Source organism: Pigmentiphaga soli (genome assembly GCF_039541095.1).
Taxonomy (GTDB): Bacteria; Pseudomonadota; Gammaproteobacteria; order Burkholderiales; family Burkholderiaceae_B; genus Pigmentiphaga; species Pigmentiphaga soli.
On sequence record NZ_BAABFO010000004.1, the window covers coordinates 245,231 to 266,251 of the forward strand.

Genomic DNA, 21,021 nt, shown 5'->3' on the forward strand with positions numbered 1-21,021 from the left:
CCGGCGGGCCGCGGGGCCTGCCGGGGCTCAACCCACCGGGATGCCGACCTGGTCGATCAGCGCGCGCCACTTCTCCACTTCGTTGCGCAGGAAGGTGCCGAAGCGCTCGGCCGAGCCGCCCACCGGCGTCGAGCCGTCGGCGGCCAGCCGCTCGCGAACGTCGGGCAGCTTGAGCACGCGGTCGATCGATGTGTTGAGCTTGGCCAGGATGGGCTTGGGCACCGCGGCCGGCGCCGCCAGCCCGTACCACGACTCGACCTCGTAGTCGGGCACGCCGGCTTCCTGCATGGTCGGGATGTCGGGCGCCACCGGCGAACGCTTGGCCGAGGTGACCGCCAGCAGGCGCAGCTGGCCGGCGTCGATGTAGGTCTTGGACTGGTTCAGGCTGGTGAACATCATATCGATGTTGCCGGCGATCACGTCCATCATCGCCTGCGAGCCGCCTTTGTACGGGATGTGCGCCAGCTTGATGCCGGCGCGTGCCTGGAACAGCTCGCCGCACAGGTGGATCAGTCCGCCCACGCCCGACGAGCCGAAATTGATGGTGCCGGGCTTGGCCTTGGCCAGCGCGACCAGGTCGGCCACCGACTTGACCGGCAGGCCGGGACGCACCACCAGGATGTACGGCTGCACCGCCAGCAGGCTGAGCGGCGCGAAATCCTTGAACAGGTCGTAGGGCTGCTGCTTGCCTTGCAGGGTCACGTTGACCGAATGGCTGGCGGTGAACATGCACATCATGTAGCCGTCGGGCGGCGACTTGACCACCATGTCGGCGCCGATGGTGCCGTTGGCGCCCGCCTTGTTCTCGACCACTACCGGCTGGCCCCACTCCTGGCCGAGCTTGTCGCCGATGGCGCGGCCGACGATGTCGGTGCCGCCGCCCGGGGCGAACGGAATGATCAGGCGCACGGGCCGCGACGGGAAGTTCGCGGCGGGGTCGCGCTGGGCCCGCACCTGCGGCGCGGCGGCCAGCGCGGCCGCGGCGACGCCCAGTTGATTGAATCGCCTTCTTTGAGTATCCATGTCGGACTATGCCTCCACCCTGACAGGTCGTTGAGATGCAATGATGGAAAGGACGGGCTCAGGCCGCGGTGGCCCGCGCGAGTTCGCCCACGTCTTGCAGCTGCTCGCATCGGGCGAGGAGCGAACGCAGCTGTTCGGCGCGGCCGGGCGCAAGCACCCGCAGCGCGCAATCCATGAATTTGTCGGCCCGATCGGCCGGCGTCATCGGCGCGTCGCGCGAACCCGGGGCGCGGTCGATGCGGGTTTCGAAGCGGCCGCGCGCGGTCGACACGGCAACGTCGGCGAATACCGGCGCGCCGGGCGCCACCGCGGAAGCGGGAATGCGGTGGCGGCGCACCTTGGCCATCAGCGCCCGCGCCTGCGGGCGCTGCACCATCTCGTCGCCGAAGGTTTCCAGGCCCACCTTGCCGTCGAGCAGCGTGGCGGCCGCCACGTATTCGATACTGAACTTGCCCTCCAGCCCGGTGGCGGGGTTGCTGCTGATCAGCGCGGCGTCGGTGCCCTCGATGAAGCCGACGTCGATGCGCTCGACCTCGTCGGCGCGCAGGCCGTGCTCGGCGCGCATGGCCAGCAGGCCGGCGATCGGACGGTGGTTGCAGTAGCAGCACGGCCAGCGCTTGACGCTGATGCCGGGCTCGAGGATTTCCCACGGCGCGCCGAGCCGTTCGAGCAGGCCGCCCAGGTCCGCGGCGTCGTCGCCCGCATAGGTGTGCAGCACGCTGTTGCGGCCGTCGAAAATCGAGACGTCGGCAGTGAAGCCCCTGCGGGCCAGCCATGCCGACAGCACGCCGGCGCGCGCGGCCTGGCCGACGTGGAAGGGCTTGGTCATGGTGCCGAAATTGCGCACCAGCCCGGTCATTTGCGAGGCGGCCAGCCCCCATGCCGTTCGCATGCCGGCGGCGTCCAGCCCGTACAGCCGGCCGGCGGCGGTGGCGCACGACAGCACGCCGGCGGTCGCGGTGGTGTGCCAGCCGCGCAGGTAATGGCCATCGCCCAGCGCGCGGCCCAGCTTGCCGGCGATCTCCAGTCCCACGGCATAGGCGGCCAGCAGCTCGGCGCCGGAAGCCGAAACCGCCTCGCCCACCGCCAGCGCGGCCGATACCATCGGGCCGCTCGGATGGCCGCGCAGGGTCGGCAGGCTATCGTCGAAGTCGAGCGCATGGGCGGCGATGCCGTTGGCGAAAGCCGCCTCGGCCGGCGAGGTGGCGATGCTGCGCCCCCAGACCGTCGCGCGCGGCCGCGCGCCCTGTTCTTCGACCCAGGCCAGCGCGATGCCGCCGGCGTCTTCCCGGCTGCCGGGCAACGCCACGCCGATGGTGTCCATGACCGCATCGCGGGCGGCGACAAGCACGTTCGCGGGTATGTCGCCCGTGGGCGTTTCGGCGGCGAAGCGCGCCATCCGTTCGGTCAGTGTCATTGCTGCCTCTCCTCCTGTCGAGCCGGCCATGCGGGCGAATGCCTTGCCGGCGCCACGGCCGCATTGTCTCCGCGATGCTCGAACGCACGCTATCGGAATGCCACTACGTGGACTCTTTTTTGCGTTGCCGGAAGGGCTTCGCCCTGGCGTTTATTTGGACTTTTTCAGTGCCAGAGCGGCCGGACCGGAAGAAATCCCACATCGTGGACATTTTGTGGAGAGCAGACCGCCGGGGTCCCGGCAAGCGGGCGGGTCAACGCCGGGGCGTCTCCGACGCCATTTCGGGCAGCCGGGTTTCGATCTCTCGCACGGCTTCCTGGAGGAAGGCCACTGTCTCGACCACGCGCGGACCGCTCAGCCGCGCGGTAATGCTGGACACGCTCAGTGCCGCGATGGGCCGGCGCGCCGCATCGCGGATGCAGATGCCCACCGAGCTGACGCCCACCGTTTCGAGCACCTCGGTGTACGCATAGCCCTGCCTGCGCGTCGCGGCGATGCGTTCGCCCAGGACTTCCGGCGTCAGGCGCGGATAGCGTTCGGCCACCCGCGTCGCGTTGGCCCGGCAGATGCGCTCCACTTCGTCGTCGGCCATCGCGCTGAGCATCGACAGATTGCCGCAGCCCACCGACAGCGGGCGCCGCCGGCCCGGCTCCAGGACGAAGGCCTTGATGGGATAGCTGCCGTCCTTGCGGTCCAGGCAGACGCCGTCGAAGCCCACGCGTTCGCTCAGGAATACCGTATCGCCCGTCTGCTCCGCCACCGCCATCAGCATGGGCTGGCACAGATCGCGCAGTTGCGCGCGAGGCGCGGCGGCCAGCCCCAGTTCGTACACCGCCGGACCGAGCCGGTACAGCTTGGAGCGGTGTTCCTGGACCACCATGCCTTCGGCGATCAGGCCTTGCAGGACGCGGTGAACGGTCGAGCGTTCGAGGCCGGTATCCCTGCACAGTTCGACCAGGCGCGCGCCGGTGCGGTTGTGCAGGGCCAGCACGCGCAGCAGCAGCGCGATGCGCTGGATCAGCTGCGTTCCGGGGATGGCCGGGGCCTTTTCTGGATTTCCCATTGTATGGAACGAAAGAAAGTGGGGCATCTGTTCATCGCCAGTTTATCCCGTAATAGACTGGCGCCTCTACATGCGCAGCGAGCGTTCCACGCGCCTTGCATCCCGCATCATGGAACCCACTGATTCCCTTTCCCGACTATGACAGCTCAGCACGATACCGGGTCCTCTCCTCCGCCTGCCTTGACCGAACAGGTTGCCCGCTTCGTCGCCCAGGCGAATGCCGCGCAGTTTCCGCCCGACGCGCTCGACAAGGCGCGCAAAGTCATCGCCGACACCTTCGCAGTGATCCTGGCGGGCGCCAACAGCGAGGTCAGCGAGCCGCTGGCGCGCTATCTGGACCTCGACGGCCCGGCCGGGACCGGCGGCGCCCCCATCCTGGGTACGGCCCGGCGCGCGCCGCCGGAGGCGGCGGCGCTGGTCAACGGCACCTTCGGCCACGCGCTCGACTTCGACGACGTGCTGTCGATGATGCCGGCGCACCCCAGCGCCATCATCGTCGCGGCGCTGATTGCCGACCTCGCCGCGCACCCGCTCGATGGCGCCGCCTTCGTCGAGGCCTACGTGGTGGGCGTCGAGGCCGGCGCGCGCATCGCCCAAGGCATCACCGTGGGCCACTACCAGCGCGGCTTCCACGGCACCGGCACGCTTGGCACCTTCTCGGCGGTGACGGCGCTGGCCAAGGCCTGGCGGCTGGACGAGGCGCGCACCCGCATCGCGATCGGCATCGCCGCGTCCATGGCCAGCGGCGTACGCCGCAACTTCGGCACCATGACCAAGCCGCTGCACACCGGACTGGCCGCGCGCAACGCGCTGGCGGCCGTGCGGCTGGCGGCCAGCGGCTTCGAGGCCGCCGAAGACGTCCTCGAGACGCGAGCCGGCTTCTATGCCGCCTACGGCGTGAAGGAGTCCGATCCGCAGGTGGCGATCGACGCGCTCGCAAGCGACGCATGGGTGGTCAGCGATCCCGGCATCGCCCTCAAGAAGTTCGCCTGCTGCTACGCCTCGCATCGCGCCATGGACGCCGTCCTGCGGCTGCGCGAGCAGCTCGGCGCCAGCGCCGACGACGTGGCCCGGCTGACCTGCCGGATGCCGCCGGGCGGCATGCTGGTGCTGACCTATCCGCGCCCGGTCACCGGCCTGCAAGGCAAGTTCAGCCTCCACTATCCGCTGGCGGCCGGCCTGCTCGACGGCCGCTATACGCTCGGCACCTTCACCGACGAAGCCGTCAACCGGCCCGCCATCGCGGCCCTGTACGACCGCATCGACGCGCGCGAAGACGAATCGTGCCGCGACCTCGGCGACCCGGCCTACGAGAGCCGCAGCTCCGGCAGCCGCGGCTGGGTCACGGTCGAACTCGAGCTGCGCGACGGCCGCCGGGCCGCGCTGCGGGTGGACAAGGCCCCTGGCCATCCATCGCGCGAACTGAGCTGGCAGGACATCGAGGCGAAGTTCACCGACTGCGCCGCCTCCGCCCGGCTGTCCGCCGACGTCGCCGAGCGGGCCTTCGCCCAGCTGCGCGAGCTGGAGCGCTGCCCCGACATCGCCGCGCTGGTCGACACCCTGCGCCCCTGACGCATTCGTGTTTTGCTGGGATTTTCCGTGCCTGATTCCTTCTCTCCGCTCCCCGACGCGCCGCAGGCCCTCGCCGGCCTCAAAGTGCTCGAGCTCGCCAGCCCGCTGGGCCACTACTGCGGCAAGATGTTCGCCGAACTGGGCGCCGACGTGATCCTGGTCGAACCGCCCGGCGGCGCCGCCACTCGCGCGTTCGGCCCGCACATCGGCGGCGTGCCGGGCGCCACCGGCGGCGCCACGCACAGCCTGTCGTTCACCTACCTCAATACCAGCAAGCGCAGCATCACGCTCGACTGGACCCGCCCCCAGGGCGCCCGGCTGCTGCGCGAACTCGTCGCCGGCTGCGACCTGTTCCTCGAATGCGAAAAGCCTGGCCGGCTGGCGGCGCTGGGCTGCGGCTACGACGCGCTGGCGGCCGAGCACCCCGCGCTGGTGATGACCAGCCTGACCGGCTACGGCCAGAGCGGCCCCTACGCCGCCTTCGAGGCCGACGACCTGGCCGGCATCGCCTCCGGCGGCTTCCTTTACCTGGGCGGCTACCCCGACAGCCCGCCGGTGGGCGCCTATGGCGAGCAGGGCTACGCCGGCGTGTCGATGTTCGGCGCGGTGGCCTCGATGCTGGCGCTGACGCGCGCCGAGCGCAGCGGCCAGGGCGACCACGTCGACGTCTCGATGCAGGAATGCATGGTCCTGGCGATGGAGAACGCGGTGCAGTTCTACGACCTGGAAGGCACCATCCGCAAGCGCACGGCGGGCCGGCAGCGCTTCGCCGGCACCGGCGTCTACGCCTGTGCCGACGGCTATGTGTACATGATGGCCGGCGGGATCGGCGCCAACCGGTTCTGGGAGCTGACGCTCCAGTGGCTGGCCGACGACGGCGTGCCCGGCCTGGAGCGCCTGCGAGGCGAGGAATGGACCCGCACCGAGTATCTCCAGTCCGACGAGGCCAAGGGCATTTTCATGGAAGTGTTCGGCACCTGGGCGCGCGGGCAATCCAAGGCGCGGCTCTACGCGGAAGGCCAGCGCCGCCACGTGCCGGTGGCGGCCATCCAGACGCCGGCCGACCTGGCCGCCAGCCGCCAGCTGGCCGCGCGCGGCTACTTCGTGGAAGTGTCGCACCCGGCCACCGACCGGCCGATCCGCATGCCCGGCGCCCCCTACCGCCTCGCCGCCACGCCGTGGCGGCTGCGCAATCCCGCGCCCACGCCGGGCCAGGACAACGACGCCGTGTACGGCGCGCTGGGCCTCGGCGCCGAACGGCGGGCGGCGCTCGCCGCAGAAGGAGTGATCTGATGGCCAACACCGCTGCGTCCGCCGCCGACGCCCCGCTGGCGGGCATCCGCGTGACCGACTTCACCTGGATCGGCGCCGGTTCGTACACCACCAAGCTGCTGGCCGACGCCGGCGCCGACGTGGTCAAGATCGAAAGCACCGGCCGCATCGATTCGCTGCGCCTGGCCGCGCCCTACAAGGACGGCGTCAAGGGCGTCAATCGCAGCGGCTATTTCGCCGACCGCAATTCCGGCAAGCGCAGCCTGACGCTCAACATGAAGCATCCGCGCGCGCTGGAACTCGTTTCGCGCCTGATCGCGCAGAGCGACGTGATCGCCAACAACTTCACGCCCGGCGTGATGGACCGTTTCGGCCTGGGCTACGAGGCGGTGCGGCGCATCCGGCCCGACATCATTTATCTGGCGATGTCGATGCAGGGCGCCACCGGCCCCGAGAAAGGCTATCTCGGCTACGGTTCCACGATGGCCGCGGTCACGGGCATCCAGCATTTGACCGGACTGCCCGGCCGCGAGCCGGCCGGCACCGGCACCAACTATCCCGACCACCTGCCCAACCCCTGCCATGCGGCGTTCGCGGTGCTGTCCGCGCTGCGCCACCGCCGGCGCACCGGGCAGGGGCAGTACATCGACATGGCGCAGACCGAGCCCACCGTGGCCCTGCTCGGCCCGGCGGTGATGGAGTACACCGTCAACGGACACGATCCGCAGCCCGCGGGCAACGCCAGCCGCGACGAAGCCGCGCCCTACGGCGCCTACCCCTGCCAGGGGCAGGATCGCTGGATCGCGATCGGCATTCACGACGATGCGCAGTGGGCGGCGCTGGTGCGCGCGCTTGACGCGCCGGCCTGGATGAACGACCCGGCGCTGGGCGAGGCCGCCGGCCGGCGCGCCCGCCGCGCGTGTATCGACGAACGGCTGGCGGCGGAAACGCGACGCTTCGAAGCCCCGGCGCTGGCTGCGGCGCTGCAAGCGGCGGGCATCCCGGCCATGCCCGTCAGCACGGCGGCCGACGTCATCGCCGACCCCCAGCTCGCCCATCGCGGCCACTGGCTTACCCTCGACCATCCCGAAATGGGGCCCTCGCTCTACAACGCGCAGCCGTTCCGCATGCGCCATGCGCCGCCTGGCGTGCGCCGGCCCGCGCCGTTGCTCGGCCAGCATACGCGCGAGGTCTGCCGCGAGCTGCTCGGCCTTGCGGACGACGAAATCGCCGCCCTGGAAGCCGACGGCGCACTGAGCTGAACCCGCCGCTACGCGCCGCAAGCACATCAACGATAGGAGAGATATCCGTGGCCAATGTCGACATTGCCGTCCAGGACTACGTCGCCACCGTGGTCCTCAACCGGCCGGAGGCGATGAACTCGGTCGATCCCGAGATGCGGCTCGAACTGTTCGCCGCCTGGGACCGCATCCGCACAGATCCCGGGATCCGCGTCGCGGTGGTGACCGGCGCCGGCGAGAAGGCGTTCTGCACCGGCTCCGACCTGAAGAAAACGCTGCCGCCGCCGGAAACGCCGGCCCAGCAGATCTACGGCGACGTGCCGGGCGCGGGCTCGTTGATCGCCAATCTGCGCACCGACAAGCCCATGATCGCCGCCGTCAACGGCTATTGCATGGGCGGCGGCATGGAACTGGCGCTCGCCTGCGATATCCGCATCTGCTCCGAGAACGCGCAATTCGCGCTGTCCGAAGTGCGCGTGGGCAGCATGCCCGGCGCCGGCGGCACGGTGCGGCTGCCGCGCTACATCGGCCGTTCCGATGCGATGATGATGCTGCTGACCGGCGACCGCGTGGACGCGGCCGAGGCCTTGCGCATCGGCCTGGTCAGCCGCGTCCTGCCGCAGGCCGGACTGCGCGAAGCGGCGGCCACGCTGGCCGCGCGCATCGCCGCCAACGCGCCGCTGTCGGTGCGCGCCGTCAAGCGCATGGTGCTGCAAGGACAGGACATGCCGATGGACGCCGCCATGGACGCCGAGCGATGCGCCTTCGGCCTGCTCTACCAGAGCGAAGACCGCATCGAGGGCCGCAAGGCCTTCGCCGAAAAGCGCCCGCCGCGCTTCCTCGGGCGCTGACCCTTCCCGCCCCTCCGACGGCCGGGGCCGCCGGGGCGGCGCCGCCCATCCGGCCGCTCGCAGCGCGGCAGCTGCGCCCGGACGGGAACGGCGTCAATCGAACGCGCCGCGGCACGGCGGTGCCAGCAGCGCGATCAGTTCGCGTACGTCATCCAGGTCTTCCAGCGCGCGCACCATCGCCTCGATCTTCGCCTGGCGGTCCGGATCGATCAGCCCGGCGGTCAGCGCCCGGTACTTGAGGGCCACGGCATCGTTGTCGGACGGCGTTTCCACCGCCCTCGAGCCGGTGCGGTCCACCACGATGCGCTGGCCGTCGGTGAAGGCAACGGCCATCCGCACCCGCCCGCGGCGCGCCGGGCCCAGCGCGTCGAAGGCCGGTTCGTGGCGCACGCGGATGCGCGGCAGGAGCTTCCAGACGTCGTCGGCGTCGATGCGGCCGGGCGCGTACTGGGCCGCCATCACGGTGCCGTCCAGCAGCGCCACCGCCAGCGTGTAGCCGATGTGCATCTGCGCGCCGATCGGCGTGAGCGGCCGTTCGGCCTCCCACCAGGCGTGGTGGTACACCGAGTGCGTGACGTCGACCTCGATGCTTTCGATCTCGTCGGCCTTCAGCGCGCGCTGGCGGCCGACGTCGAACAGCGCGTCCACCGGCGCGTGGTTGCTGCCCTGGGTGGCGTAGGTCTTGATGACGATGCTTTCCACTTCCCACTGGCTGCCGAGCCCGGCGCAGATCTGCGAGGCGTCGGGGTCGTGGCCTTCGCCGAAGGTAGACAAAAAGCCGCCGTACTCGCGTTCGAACACGCGCTTGATGCCGGTGTAGCCGCCGTCGGCCAGCACCGCCGCGTACAGCCCGTTGCGCGCCGCGAAGCCGTGGTGCATGCGCTTGGACATGGCCTCGTACTGGGCCGCCATCAGGCCGCCTGCCTGGGTGGCCGCCATGCCGAGGGCGTCTTCGAAGCGGGCCGGGTCCAGCCCGTACAACTTGCCGGCCGCGGCGGCGGCCGCGTGCGGGCCGAACACCGAGCCCGAGTGCCAGCCGCGCGACAGCATCTGGCCGCCGCGCAGCGCCTTGCCGACCCGCGGCCCGGTTTCGTAGCCGGCCATGGCCGCTTCCAGGAAGCGTGCGCCGCCGATGCGTTCCATGCCTTCGGCCGCGGCCCACAGCGCCGGCAGCACGATGGAGGCGCTGTGCAGCGGCGCCAGCAGGTGGTAGTCGTCCAGCTCGAAGCCCTGGATGAAGGTGGAGTTCAGCAGCGCCGCGGCCGGCGCGGTGGTGCGCGCGCCCCAGCCGACAATGGTGCGGTCGCCGCCGCCCTCGAAGCGGCGGACGATGTCGGCCGCCACCCGCGACCACGGCAACTGCGCGCCGACGATGGCGCAGGCGATGCCGTCCAGCGTCAGCGCCTTGGCGCGCGCGCGGGCCGAGGCCGGGGCCTGGTCCAGGCGGAAGTCCGCCAGCCAGGTGGCCAGGCGGCCGGTGGGTCCTTCGGGGTCGGTCGCTGCGCGCCGGATCGTCCGTTCTTGCATGATGTGCTCCTCGATGGTGGAGACCGGCCGGGAAAGCCCCGCCGGTCGCGTTCTATGCGACGGCCGCGTCCGCGCCACGCGCGAGGCTCACTGGCCCGCGCATCGCGCGCGTCGATCCGGCGGCCGCGCGGCCTGCGCGCCCGGCCCTACGGCGCCGCCTCCGGCATCTGCTGCGCCCACGGCCGCGCGATGCGGTCGGCGGCCACCCAGCGGGCGATGCCGTCGGCGAATCGGCGCGTCATGTCGATGTCGTCCCAGCCGTTGAGCAGCCGCACGCGCCAGACCGGATCGATCGCGAAGGCGAAGCTGCGGCCGGCGGCGCGGATGGCGCAGGCTTGCAGGTCCACCTCGGCGCGCACGCCGCCCGGCGCCAGCAGCGCCAGCAGTTCTTCCGTTTCCGACTCGCCCAGCCGCGCCGGCAGCAGGCCGTTGTTGACCGCGTTGGAGGCGAAGATGTCGCCGTGCGAAGGCGCGATCACGCAGCGCACGCCGGCGTCGACCAGCGCGTAGACCGCGGCCTCGCGCGACGAACCGCTGCCGAAATTGCGGCGCGCCACGACGATGCGCGCGCCGGCGTTGCGCGGATCGTTGAGCGGGAAAGCGGGATCCAGGCTGCCGTCGGGCCGCCGCCGCAGGTCGTGGAACAGGAAGCGGTCGTAGCCCGCCCCCGGCTGGCGCGGCTGCTTCATGAAACGCGCCGGCAGCAACTGGTCGGTATCGATGTTGATCTGCGGCAGCGCGCAGGCCCCCGACTCCAGGCGCACGAAGGGTTCCATCAGCGTTCTCCGGTCAGCGTGCGCACGTCCACCAGGCGCCCGGCCACGGCGGCCGCCGCCACCATCGCCGGCGACATCAGGTGGGTGCGCGAGCCCAGGCCCTGGCGGCCCTTGAAATTGCGGTTGGTGGTGCTGGCGCAGCGCTCGCCCGGCGCCAGCATGTCGCCGTTCATCGCGGCGCACATCGAACAGCCCGAGCCGCCCCATTCCAGGCCGGCGGCCGCGAACACGCGGTCCAGCCCTTCCTGCTCGGCCTGCAGCCGCACCTGGGTCGAGCCGGGCGAGACCAGCCCCGGCACCTTGCTGCGGCGCCCGGCCAGCACGGCGGCGGCGGCGCGCAGGTCTTCGATGCGGGCGTTGGTGCACGAGCCGATGAAGACGCGGTCGATGGCGATCTCGCCGATCGGCATGCCGGGCGCGAGCCCCATGTAGTCGAGCGCGTCGCGGATGTGGCCGGCGCGGGCCGGATCGCCGGCGCGGGCCGGGTCGGGCACGGTGCCGGTCACCGGCAGCGCGTCTTCCGGCGTCGTGCCCCAGGTCACGGTGGGCGCGATCTCGGCGGCGTCCAGCAGCAGCTCGCGTTCGAATGGCGCGTCGGCGTCGCCGGCCAGCGCCAGCCATTGCGCGGCCGCGCGCTCGAAGTCGTCGCCCCGCGGCGCGAAGGGCCGGCCGCGCAGGTATTCGACGGTGGCCTCGTCGGGCGCCACCATGCCGCAGCGCGCGCCGCATTCGATCGACATATTGCACAGCGTGAGCCGGCCTTCCACGCTCAGGCCGCGCACCGCCGCGCCGGCGTATTCGATCACGTGGCCAGTGGCGCCGGCGGCGCCCACGCGGGCCACCACGGTCAGCGCCAGGTCCTTGGCGGTGATGCCGGCCGGCAGCGCGCCGTCCACCCGCACCCGCATGCGGCGCGGCTTCTTCTGCCACAGCGTCTGCGTCATCAGCACGTGGGCCACCTCCGAGGCGCCGACCCCGAAGGCCCAGGCGCCGAGCGCGCCGTGGGTCGAGGTATGGCTGTCGCCCTCCACCACCAGCAGGCCGGGCAGCGTCATGCCCAGCTCGGGCCCGACCACGTGCACGATGCCCTGCCAGGGATGGCCCATTTCGTAGAGCCGGATGCCGCTTTCGCGGGCGTTGCCGGCCAGCTGCGCCATCATCCGCGCCAGCTCGCCGCCGGGCTCGGCCGGGCCGCGGGTCGGCACGTAATGGTCGGCGATGGCCACCGTCAGGTCGGGCCGCGCCACGCGTTCGCCGCGCGCGCGCATTTTGTTGAAGGCATGGAACGAACCTTCCTGCACGTAGTGGCGGTCGACCCAAACCAGGCTGGCGCCATCCTCGCGCTCGGCGATCACGTGGGCATCCCACAGCTTGTCGAACAGGCCTCGCGGACCGGATCGGTCGTCCATGGCCGGCCTCCTTCAGTTGGAGAAATACAGCGTGGACGGGTTGTCCACCAGGATGCGGCGGCGCACCGCCGCGTCGGGCACCCAGTCGCAGAACTGGTCGACCAGGGCGCCGTCGTCGGGCATGCGCGCCGCGTCGAACAGCCGCGGGTGGGGCCAGTTGGTGCCGAACAGCAGGCGCTCGGGCCGGGCCGCCACCAGCGCCTGTACCAGCGGACGCATGTCGGCGTGGTCGGGGCCGCCGCTGTCGGAACGGCGATACCAGCTGGAGATCTTGGCCCAGCAGTCGTCGCGCCGCTGCAAAATGCGCAGCAGCGCCTGGAAGCCGGGATGGGCCACGCCCTCGCCGCCGCGCACGCAGCCCATGTGGTCGAAGACCAGCGGCACCTGGGTGCGCAGCAGCTGGTCTTCCAGCGCCGCCAGTTCCTGCGTGCCGCGCACGTGCACCTGGAGGTGCCAGCCGAACGGCCGGATGCGTCCGGCCATCGCGCCGATGGCGTCGGTGCCGCCGTAGCCCTTCACGCTGGTCGACAGCCGCACGCCGCGGATGCCGGCGGCATGCAGCCGTTCCAATTCGGCGGCCGGAGCATCCGGCGGCAGTCCGGCCACCCCGCGCGCCCGCTGCTGGCCGAGCGCGGCGATCGCCCCGAGCGTGACCGAGTTGTCGAAGCCGTACACGCTGGCGCTGACCTGCACCGTGCGCTCCAGTCCCACGGCGGCGCACATCGCCAGGTACTGGCGCAGCGTGGCGACGGCGGGCGTGTACGAGCGGGCGCCGTTGAGCGGATGGCGCTGCGGATCTTCGTAAAGATGGCAATGGCAGTCGGTGGCGCCCGGCGGCAGCGCGTGGCGCGGCCGGCGCGGGTGGGCGGCGGGCGGCAGCCCCTGGGGCGGCGATTCCGCCGGGTCGCCGCCGGCCGGACGCGCGGCGGCCTTCATCAAGGCATCTTCAGGTCGGCGTCGCGGATCACCTTCGACCATTGCGTTATCTCCAGGCTCACGATGCGCGAAAAATCTTCGCTTCCTTCCATCACGTCGGAGCCGAGCTGCTCGAACTGCTTGCGGGTGTCCGGCATCTTCAGCACCTTCACCAGCGCGGCGTTGACCTTGCCGAGCACGTCTTTCGGCGTGCCGGCGGGAAACAGCAGGCCGGTGGTGGTGCTGGCCTCGAAGCCCGGCAGGCCGGATTCGTCGAGCGTCGGCACGTCGGGCACCACGCTCGAACGCTTGAGCGTGGTCACGCCCAGCGCGCGCAGCTTGCCCGAGGCCATCTGCGACAGCGCGGAGGCCGGCTGCACGAAGGTCAGGTCGGTCTGGCCGCCGATCAGGTCGGCCATGGCCTGGCCGCCGCCCTTGTACGGCACGTGCAGGAACCTGGTGCCGCTCATGCTCTGGAACAGCTCGCCCGTCAGGTGCCCGTTGCCGCCGGTGCCGGCCGAGGCCATGGTCAGCTTGCCCGGCCGCGCCTTGGCGTAGGCGATGAATTCCTTCACGTTGCGCGACGGCACGCTGGGGCCGACGACCAGCATCAGCGGCGCGCGGGCGATCGAGCCGGCCGCCGCGAAATCCTTGTCGGGATCGAGCTTCATCGACGGGTTGATCGCCTTCACCGGCGCCAGCGCGCCGCTGGAGGCCAGCAGCATGGTGTAGCCGTCGGGCGCCGAACGCGCCACCACTTCCGCGCCCAGCATGCCGGAGGCCCCGGCGCGGTTCTCGATCACCACCGTCTGCCCCAGCTCGGCCGACAGGCCGTTGGCCACGATGCGGGCGGTGGCGTCGATGTTGCCGCCGGGTGGATAGGGCACGATCAGGTGCAGCGGCTTGTCGGGGTAGGCGGCATGCGCCAGCGCGGCGGCGCTGCCCAGGCCCAGGGCAAGCAGCGATCGCGCGACGATTCCGGTTTTCATGGTGTCTCCTTTTTTGAATGTCGTGGCCGGCCGCCCCCTGCGGCCGGCGCCTAGCCGGCGTAGCGGCGCCCGGCCGCCAGCAGTTCCGGCGTGCCGATCAGCGCGTTGAGCTCGTCGAAATCGAACATCTTGTCCTGCATCGGCTGCGTGGTGCCGTGCCGTTGCAGGCTCTGGTAGTAGTCCTGCAGCTGGCGGGCGGCGAAGCGCGCGGTGCCGCCGGGGAAGATGACGATGCGAAAACCCCGCGCGCCCAGTTCGTCCACGCTCTGGACCGGGGTCTTGCCGCCTTCCACCATATTGGCCAGCATCGGCGTGCGCGCGGCGAAACGGCCGCAGGCCAGGTCCATCTGCTCGGCAGAGCGCAGCGCCTCCACGAACAGCGCGTCCACGCCGCAGGCCAGGTAGGCCTCGGCGCGTTCGAGCGCGGCCTCCAGCCCCTCGACGGCCACGGCGTCGGTGCGCGCCATGATCAGGGTGTCGCCGTCGTGGCGGGCGTCGAGCGCGGCCTTGAGCTTGCCGCACATTTCGGCGGCCGGGATCAGCGTCTTGCTTTCCAGGTGGCCGCAGCGCTTCGGGAAGGACTGGTCTTCGAGCTGGATCATGGCCGCGCCGGCGCGTTCGAAATCGCGCACCGTGCGCTGGGTGTTCAGCGCGTTGCCGTAGCCGTTGTCGCCGTCGACGATGATCGGCACCTGCACGCGGTCGGCCATGCGGGCCAGCACGTTGGCGGTTTCGCTGGCGGTGGTCAGCCCGATGTCGGAACGGCCGAGCTGGGTGTAGGCCACCGCGCCGCCCGACAGGTACACGGCTTCGAAGCCGGCGCGCTCGGCGATCAGTGCGGTCAGGGGATCGTAGACGCCGGGGGCCAGCAGCGCGGGCGTGCGTTGCAGGCGTTGTCTCAGGGTTTGGGTTTTCATGATGGCAAATTCTACGGAGCCCATACGTGAATTAATATCGGTTTTTATTAAAACGGGAATCAAAAAAAATTCATGAAGATAGAGGCTTTCGCGATGCTGGAAGCGGTGCTGCGCTACGGCACCATCGCCGCCGCCGCGCGCGAGGCGAACCTCACCGCCAGCGCCGTCAGCGTGCAGATGAAGCAGCTCGAGTCCTACCTGGGCCAGCAGTTGTTCGACCGCTCGGGCCTGCAGGTCAAGCCGCTGCCGCTGGCGTTCGAGGTGTCGGCCGTGATGCAGCGGGCGCGCGGCGAACTGGAGGCGCTGCGCCGCACCACCGGCCCGCGGGTCGAGGGCAGCCTGCGGCTGGGCGTGATCGAATCGATGCAGTCCCTGGTGCTGCCCGGCACGCTGCAATTGGTGCGGCAGCGCTATCCGGGGCTGCGGGTACACCCCTGCCGCGGCCGCAGCGCCGACCTCACGCATGCCGTCAAGGCCGGCGAAATCGATGGCGCCATCGTGGCGCAGCCCGAAACCGGCGGCTCGTCCCGGCTGCGCTGGCATCCGGTGATGCGCTGCCCGCTGTCGCTGGTGGTGCCGCCGGCCGAAACCGAAACCGCGCTGCCGGCGCTGTTCGCTCGCCACGAATGGATCCGCTACGACGGCCGCTCCATCGCCGGCCGCGCCGCCGCGCGCTACCTCAATGCCCGCGTGCGCAACAAGTTCGGCACGCTCGAGCTCGACGCCGTGCGGGCGATCATGGCGATGGTCAGCGCCGGGCTGGGGGTCTCGCTGGTGCAGTTGTCCGAGCCGGGCATCCGCACCGCGTTCCCGGTACGGGTGCTGGCGCTGCCCGACGCCCCGGTGCTGCGCTTCGTGCTGGTCACCCGCGCCAGCGACGCCGACAGCCGGCCGCTGGCGGCGCTGCGCGAGGCGGTCGAGGAAACCCTCGCCGGGGCGCCAGCCAAGGCCTGAGAGCCGCGGGCAGGCCGCCCCGGCGGGCGCCGCCGCGATTCATGGCAAAATCCCTGAAGGGCATCGCCGCCAACGACTTCATCAATGACCGCACCTTCCAAACCCGCTCCGGCCCCCGCCACCAACTTCCTCCGGCACATCGTCGAAGCCGACCTGGCCTCCGGCCGCTATGCCGGCAAGCGCTGGGCCGGCCATCCCGGCCCTGCCTCGGTACAGAACGGCGCGCCGCCCGACCCGGCGCGCATCCGCACGCGCTTCCCGCCCGAGCCGAACGGCTATCTGCACATCGGCCACGCCAAGAGCATCAGCCTGAACTTCGGCCTGGCGCGCGACTACGGCGGCGTCTGCCACATGCGGCTGGACGACACCAATCCGGAGAAGGAAGAGCGGCGCTACGTCGACGGCATCGTCGACGCCGTGCACTGGCTGGGCTACGACTGGAAGGCCTACGGCACCGAGCACTACTACCACGCCAGCGACTATTTCGGCTTCATGTACGAAGCCGCCGAAGCGCTGGTCCAGGCCGGCCTGGCCTACGTGGACGAGCAGAGCGCCGAAGAAATGCGCGCCACCCGCGGCACCCTGACCGAGCCCGGCGCCAATTCGGCCTGGCGCGACCGTCCGGTAGGGGAATCGCTGCAGCGGCTGCGCGACATGCGGGCGGGCAAGCTCCCCGACGGCGCGATGGCGCTGCGCGCCAAGATCGACATGGCCTCGCCCAACATCAACCTGCGCGACCCGGTGCTGTACCGGATCCGCCATGCCGAGCACCACCGCACCGGCAATACCTGGTGCATCTATCCGATGTACACCTATGCGCATCCGATCGAAGACGCGCTGGAAGGCATCACCCACAGCATCTGTACGCTGGAATTCGAAGACCAGCGGCCGTTCTACGACTGGCTGCTGAACAACCTGGCCGACCTCGGCCTGCTGGCGCGGCCGCTGCCCCGCCAGCACGAGTTCGCGCGGCTCAATCTCACCTACATCGTCACCAGCAAGCGCAAGCTGCTGCAGCTGGTCAAGGAAGGCCACGTCGACGGCTGGGACGACCCGCGCATGCCGACCCTGGTGGGCCTGCGCCGGCGCGGCTACACGCCGGAGGCGATCCAGCTGCTGTGCGAACGCACCGGCGCATCGAAGTCGGACTCCTGGATCGACTACGGCCTGCTCGAGCAATCGCTGCGCGACGACCTCGACCCGCGCGCGCCGCGCGCGGTGGCGGTGCTGCGCCCGCTCAAACTGGTCATCACCAACTACCCCGAGGGCCAGAGCGAGGAATGCTCGGCGCCGCGCCACCCGCACCACGAAGAAATGGGGCGCCGCAGCTTCCCGTTCGGCCGCGAGCTGTGGATCGAGGCCGACGACTTTGCCGAAACCCCGCCCAAGGGTTTCTTCCGGCTCTACCCGGGCAACCAGGTGCGGCTGAAGTACGGCTACGTGATCCGCTGCACCGGCTGCACCAAGGATGCCGACGGCAAGGTGGTCGAAGTGCAGGCCGAATACCTGCCCGACACCAAGAGCGGCACGCCGGGCGCCGACAGCGTCAAGGTCAAGGGCAACATCACCTGGCTCAGCGCGGCCGCCGCGGTGCCGGCCGAGGTGCGGCTGTACGACCGCCTGTTCACCGATCCGCAGCCGGCGGCGGGCGACAAGGATTTCCTCGCCTTCCTCAACCCGAATTCGGTCGAGGTGGTGCAGGCCTTCGTCGAGCCCGGCACCGATGCGTCGCCGGGCGTCTCGTACCAGTTCGAGCGCTTCGGCTACTTCGTGGCCGACCGCGAACTGTCCACCCCGGCCGCGCCGGTGTTCAACCGCACCACCACGTTGCGCGACTCCTGGGGCAAATAGGCTGCGGGCCGCGCGGGCCGCTGCGGCCCATACCTCCCGCCGGCCCGGCAAGACACAACCGCTAACCCCCACTGCGGCTGAGCTCCCGGTAGAATCACGCCTTTACGCACCACCCGCGCCCGCCGGCCCGTACATGGAAGCCAGTTCCGTCCTCGACTTCAAGAGCACCACGCTGTATGCGATCCGCGTCGTGCTGCACAGCGCCGACATGGCGGCCATCATCGAGGCGCTCGACCGGCGCATGCAGGACGCCGCCGGCTTCTTCGACGACGAACCCGTCGTCATCGACGCTTCCCGGCTGGAACAGGACATCGACTGGCCGCGCCTGGTAGGCGCGCTGGCCGCGCACAAGCTGCCGGCGATCGGCGCGATGGCGCGCGGCGCGCTGCTCGAGTCGGCGCGCGCCGCCGGCCTGGCGGAGGTCGCGCTGCCTGCCGCGCCGGGACGGCCGGCCGAGGCAGGGACAAACGAAGGGCAGCCACCGGCCGCCGCCACGCCCGATGGCGAAGCCGCAGCCCCGGCCGGCGCTTCCGGCAACACCGGGGCCGATGCCGCGGCCGAGCCGAAAACCGATGCCGCCGTGCAGCCGGCCAAGACCGCAGCCGCCGCCGACCGGACGCCCGCCGCCGACATCGCCCTGGACCAGCCCCCGGCGGCCAGCCCCACGCTGATCGTCGACCGCCCGCTGCGCTCCGGGCAGCGCATCTACGCGCGCCACGCCGACCTGATCGTGCTGGGCATCGTCAGCCCCGGCGCCGAGGTCATCGCCGACGGCAACGTGCACGTGTACGGCCCGCTGCGCGGGCGCGCGATCGCCGGCGCGCGCGGCGACACCGGCGCCCGCATCTTCGCCACGCAGTTCGACGCCGAGCTGGTCGCGGTCGCCGGGGTCTACCGCAGCATCACCGCGGCTTCCCCCGATCTTCAGAACCGGCCCGCAACGGTTCGCCTCGACGGCGAAAAGCTGCTGGTCGAATCGCTCGCCATCTAGAACCTTCAAAGGACCACCCACCCATGGCACGTATTGTCGTCGTGACTTCAGGCAAAGGCGGCGTCGGTAAAACCACGACCAGCGCCAGCTTCTCTTCCGGCTTGGCCATGCGTGGCCACAAGACCGCGGTCATCGACTTCGACGTCGGCCTGCGCAATCTCGACCTCATCATGGGTTGCGAACGGCGCGTGGTGTACGACCTGATCAACGTCATCAACGGCGAAGCCACGCTGAACCAGGCGCTGATCCGCGACAAGCAACTCGAGAATCTGTATATCCTGCCGGCCTCGCAAACGCGCGACAAAGACGCCCTGACCCAGGAAGGCGTCGAGCGCGTGATCGAAGGGCTGCGGGGAATGGACTTCGAATACATCGTGTGCGATTCGCCCGCCGGGATCGAGTCCGGCGCGTTGATGGCCGCTTACTTCGCAGACGATGCGCTGGTGGTCACCAACCCGGAAGTCTCGTCTGTGCGCGATTCGGACCGCATCCTGGGCATTCTTTCCGCAAAATCGCGGCGCGCCGTGCAGGGCGAGGAACCGGTCAAGGAATTTCTGCTGCTGACCCGCTACAACGCCAAGCGCGTGGCCGACGGCGAAATGCTGTCGCTCAAGGACGTGGAAGACATCCTGCGCATCAAGCTGATCGGCGTGATTCCCGAATCCGAGAATGTGCTCCATGCGTCGAACCAGGGCCTGCCGGTCATCCACCTGAAAGATACCGACGTCGCGCTGGCCTACTCGGACGTGGTCGACCGCTACCTCGGCAACGAAAAACCGATGCGCTTCGTCGACTACGAAAAACCCGGCCTGTTCAAACGCCTGTTCGGAGGGAAATGACGATGTCGCTGCTTTCCTTTTTCCTCGGACAGAAGAAGACGGCTTCGGCCGGCGTCGCCAAGGAACGGTTGCAGATCATCCTGGCGCACGAACGATCGGACCGCGGCGCGTCCGACTATCTGCCGCAGTTGCAGAAAGAACTGATCGCCGTCATTTCCAAGTATGTGAAGATCGATCCCGACGACATCAAGGTCCACCTGGAGCGGCAAGACACGCTGGAGGTGCTGGAGGTCAAGATCGAGATGCCGTCGCATTGATGACGGCCACACGGGCGCGGCGCGGTCGCGCCGCGCCCGTGCCTGGAGCGCCTTAGCGGCGCTTGCCGACCTGGTCGCCCACGACGCCGCCGATGGCGGCGCCGCCCACCGTGCCCAGCACGCTGCCGCCGCTCACGGCAGCGCCGGCCACGCCGCCGAGGGCGGCGCCCCCGACGGTGCTCTTCTGGCGGCCAGACATGCTGTCCCAGCTGGCGCAGCCGGCAGCCGACGCCGCTAGCGTGGCGCCGATCAGAACCTTCGCGATGAGGTTGGTTTTCATGACGGACTCCCTTTGATGTTTGTCATGAGGCCGGGCCGCCATGTGGGAGGCTGCCAAGCCTGGTGACTACAAATTCGCATAAGGGCGCAGGGGTGTCTGTGAGGGGTTATGGCCAAGATTTGCACAACGTAACGCTGTCCGTGCCCCGCAGCGGGGCAGCAGGACTGGCTTTTCAATTCCTTACACACACCATGTCGGACAGGAAATTTTTGCAACGCAGGGCGCCGCGGCGGGCCGCGAGGGCGGCTAGCCGCGGCTGCGCAGGCTTTCGAGGTAGTTCAGGACCTCCCGCGCGCGCCAGGCCGGCCAGTCGCGCAGCGCCGTCCACGGCCTGCCCGGCGGGATCGCGAAATCGCGCTTGAGCAGGGCCGCCGCGATGGCGGGATCGTCTTGCGGATGGCGCCTGCGGCATGCGGCCGCGGCCTGCCGCAAGGCGTCGTCGATGCGCCCGCACAGCGCCGGGTCGGCGCCGATGCTGCCCGGCGCGTAGCCGCGCCGGCCGGCCGCACCGCAATGCCGCTCGTCGCTCATCGCCCGCCCTCCTCTCATTGCTGCGCGCGCGGCGGCAGCCAGGCCGCGGGCTTGACGACCTCGCCCGTCACGGGGTCGAGCACCAGCTTGATCCGCGCGCCGTTGCGGTCGAAGCCCTCGACCTTCCAGCAGCGGTCGTCGGCCTCCACTTCGCGCACCGCATAGCCGAAAGACTCGGCCTTGCGGATGGCCTGGTCGATCGGCATCCATTTGTCGCGCGGCTGGTACGGGCACTTCTCGCCGGCGAAGGCCGGCGCCGACAACAGGGTGGAAGCGGCCAGCAGGACGGTGGCAATGCGCATCGGGTTCTCCTTGTCCGAAGTTGGCATGGATGCCATCCTAGGCG

The 21,021-nt window shown here is 70.5% G+C and carries 21 protein-coding genes; 9 read left to right on the plus strand and 12 right to left on the minus strand.

Annotated elements, in window-relative coordinates; translation table 11 throughout:
- Positions 1–27 precede the first annotated feature (27 nt).
- The 3 genes from ABD927_RS06180 to ABD927_RS06190 form a co-directional block, all read right to left on the minus strand.
- Complete coding sequence (locus ABD927_RS06180) at positions 28–1,023, minus strand: tripartite tricarboxylate transporter substrate binding protein (protein WP_345247375.1); 996 nt, start codon at positions 1,021–1,023, stop codon at positions 28–30.
- 58 nt (positions 1,024–1,081) lie between these two features.
- Positions 1,082–2,440, minus strand: coding sequence for an MmgE/PrpD family protein (locus ABD927_RS06185; RefSeq protein ID WP_345247376.1), 1,359 nt, complete (start codon positions 2,438–2,440; stop codon positions 1,082–1,084).
- Positions 2,441–2,693: 253 nt separating this feature from the next.
- Positions 2,694–3,503, minus strand: coding sequence for an IclR family transcriptional regulator (locus ABD927_RS06190; protein ID WP_345247377.1), 810 nt, complete (start codon positions 3,501–3,503; stop codon positions 2,694–2,696).
- Positions 3,504–3,683: 180 nt separating this feature from the next.
- Here ABD927_RS06190 and ABD927_RS06195 point away from each other — a divergent pair, with 180 nt between their 5' ends.
- The 4 genes from ABD927_RS06195 to ABD927_RS06210 all read left to right on the plus strand — a co-directional run bounded on the left by ABD927_RS06195 (position 3,684) and on the right by ABD927_RS06210 (position 8,439).
- Complete coding sequence (locus ABD927_RS06195; RefSeq protein WP_345247379.1) at positions 3,684–5,075, plus strand: MmgE/PrpD family protein; 1,392 nt, start codon at positions 3,684–3,686, stop codon at positions 5,073–5,075.
- 27 nt (positions 5,076–5,102) lie between these two features.
- Positions 5,103–6,368, plus strand: coding sequence for a CaiB/BaiF CoA transferase family protein (locus tag ABD927_RS06200; protein WP_345247381.1), 1,266 nt, complete (start codon positions 5,103–5,105; stop codon positions 6,366–6,368).
- A complete protein-coding gene (locus ABD927_RS06205) occupies positions 6,368–7,609 on the plus strand; it encodes a CaiB/BaiF CoA transferase family protein (protein WP_345247383.1) in 1,242 nt (413 codons plus the stop codon). Before ABD927_RS06200 ends, ABD927_RS06205 begins: the two co-directional genes overlap by 1 nt.
- Before the next feature lie 113 nt (positions 7,610–7,722).
- On the plus strand, positions 7,723–8,439 hold the full coding sequence (locus tag ABD927_RS06210; RefSeq protein ID WP_425570198.1) for an enoyl-CoA hydratase/isomerase family protein: 717 nt from the start codon (positions 7,723–7,725) through the stop codon (positions 8,437–8,439).
- A 93-nt stretch (positions 8,440–8,532) separates the two neighbouring features.
- Here ABD927_RS06210 and ABD927_RS06215 read toward each other — a convergent pair whose 3' ends face one another.
- The 6 genes from ABD927_RS06215 to ABD927_RS06240 all read right to left on the minus strand — a co-directional run bounded on the left by ABD927_RS06215 (position 8,533) and on the right by ABD927_RS06240 (position 14,972).
- The gene (locus tag ABD927_RS06215) at positions 8,533–9,966 is read right to left on the minus strand and encodes an MmgE/PrpD family protein (RefSeq protein ID WP_345247387.1); all 1,434 of its coding nucleotides are present in this window, start codon (positions 9,964–9,966) and stop codon (positions 8,533–8,535) included.
- A 146-nt stretch (positions 9,967–10,112) separates the two neighbouring features.
- The gene (leuD, locus tag ABD927_RS06220) at positions 10,113–10,742 is read right to left on the minus strand and encodes a 3-isopropylmalate dehydratase small subunit (RefSeq protein WP_345247389.1); all 630 of its coding nucleotides are present in this window, start codon (positions 10,740–10,742) and stop codon (positions 10,113–10,115) included.
- Complete coding sequence (gene leuC, locus ABD927_RS06225; protein ID WP_345247391.1) at positions 10,742–12,151, minus strand: 3-isopropylmalate dehydratase large subunit; 1,410 nt, start codon at positions 12,149–12,151, stop codon at positions 10,742–10,744. Before leuC ends, leuD begins: the two co-directional genes overlap by 1 nt.
- Positions 12,152–12,163: 12 nt before the next feature.
- Positions 12,164–13,087 (minus strand): amidohydrolase family protein, encoded by a 924-nt coding sequence (locus ABD927_RS06230; RefSeq protein WP_345247393.1) that lies wholly within the window; start codon positions 13,085–13,087, stop codon positions 12,164–12,166.
- Entirely contained in the window at positions 13,087–14,055 is a 969-nt protein-coding gene (locus ABD927_RS06235) for a Bug family tripartite tricarboxylate transporter substrate binding protein (RefSeq protein WP_345247395.1), read from the minus strand. The genes ABD927_RS06230 and ABD927_RS06235 overlap by 1 nt, the downstream gene beginning before the upstream one ends.
- Positions 14,056–14,105: 50 nt before the next feature.
- Positions 14,106–14,972, minus strand: coding sequence for an isocitrate lyase/PEP mutase family protein (locus ABD927_RS06240; protein WP_345247397.1), 867 nt, complete (start codon positions 14,970–14,972; stop codon positions 14,106–14,108).
- Positions 14,973–15,044: 72 nt separating this feature from the next.
- On the opposite strand from ABD927_RS06240, the gene ABD927_RS06245 reads away from it, so the two are divergent.
- The 5 genes from ABD927_RS06245 (at position 15,045) to minE (ending at position 19,864) form a co-directional block, all read left to right on the plus strand.
- Entirely contained in the window at positions 15,045–15,926 is an 882-nt protein-coding gene (locus tag ABD927_RS06245) for a LysR family transcriptional regulator (protein ID WP_345247399.1), read from the plus strand.
- A gap of 84 nt (positions 15,927–16,010) precedes the next feature.
- On the plus strand, positions 16,011–17,777 hold the full coding sequence (locus ABD927_RS06250; RefSeq protein ID WP_345247401.1) for a glutamine--tRNA ligase/YqeY domain fusion protein: 1,767 nt from the start codon (positions 16,011–16,013) through the stop codon (positions 17,775–17,777).
- 133 nt (positions 17,778–17,910) lie between these two features.
- Entirely contained in the window at positions 17,911–18,768 is an 858-nt protein-coding gene (gene minC / locus ABD927_RS06255; RefSeq protein ID WP_345247403.1) for a septum site-determining protein MinC, read from the plus strand.
- A 23-nt stretch (positions 18,769–18,791) separates the two neighbouring features.
- Entirely contained in the window at positions 18,792–19,607 is an 816-nt protein-coding gene (minD, locus tag ABD927_RS06260) for a septum site-determining protein MinD (protein WP_345247405.1), read from the plus strand.
- A gap of 2 nt (positions 19,608–19,609) precedes the next feature.
- Positions 19,610–19,864: a cell division topological specificity factor MinE gene (gene minE / locus ABD927_RS06265; RefSeq protein ID WP_345247407.1), complete on the plus strand. Its 255-nt coding sequence runs from the start codon at positions 19,610–19,612 to the stop codon at positions 19,862–19,864.
- A gap of 52 nt (positions 19,865–19,916) precedes the next feature.
- On the opposite strand, the gene ABD927_RS06270 is transcribed toward minE, so the two are convergent.
- From ABD927_RS06270 to ABD927_RS06280, 3 genes are all read right to left on the minus strand, one after another.
- Positions 19,917–20,144 (minus strand): glycine zipper 2TM domain-containing protein, encoded by a 228-nt coding sequence (locus ABD927_RS06270; RefSeq protein ID WP_345247409.1) that lies wholly within the window; start codon positions 20,142–20,144, stop codon positions 19,917–19,919.
- Positions 20,145–20,390: 246 nt separating this feature from the next.
- Positions 20,391–20,675, minus strand: a complete 285-nt coding sequence (locus ABD927_RS06275; RefSeq protein ID WP_345247411.1) for a hypothetical protein — start codon at positions 20,673–20,675, stop codon at positions 20,391–20,393.
- Between the two features lie 14 nt (positions 20,676–20,689).
- Complete coding sequence (locus ABD927_RS06280) at positions 20,690–21,004, minus strand: PepSY domain-containing protein (RefSeq protein ID WP_345247413.1); 315 nt, start codon at positions 21,002–21,004, stop codon at positions 20,690–20,692.
- Positions 21,005–21,021: the final 17 nt, after the last annotated feature.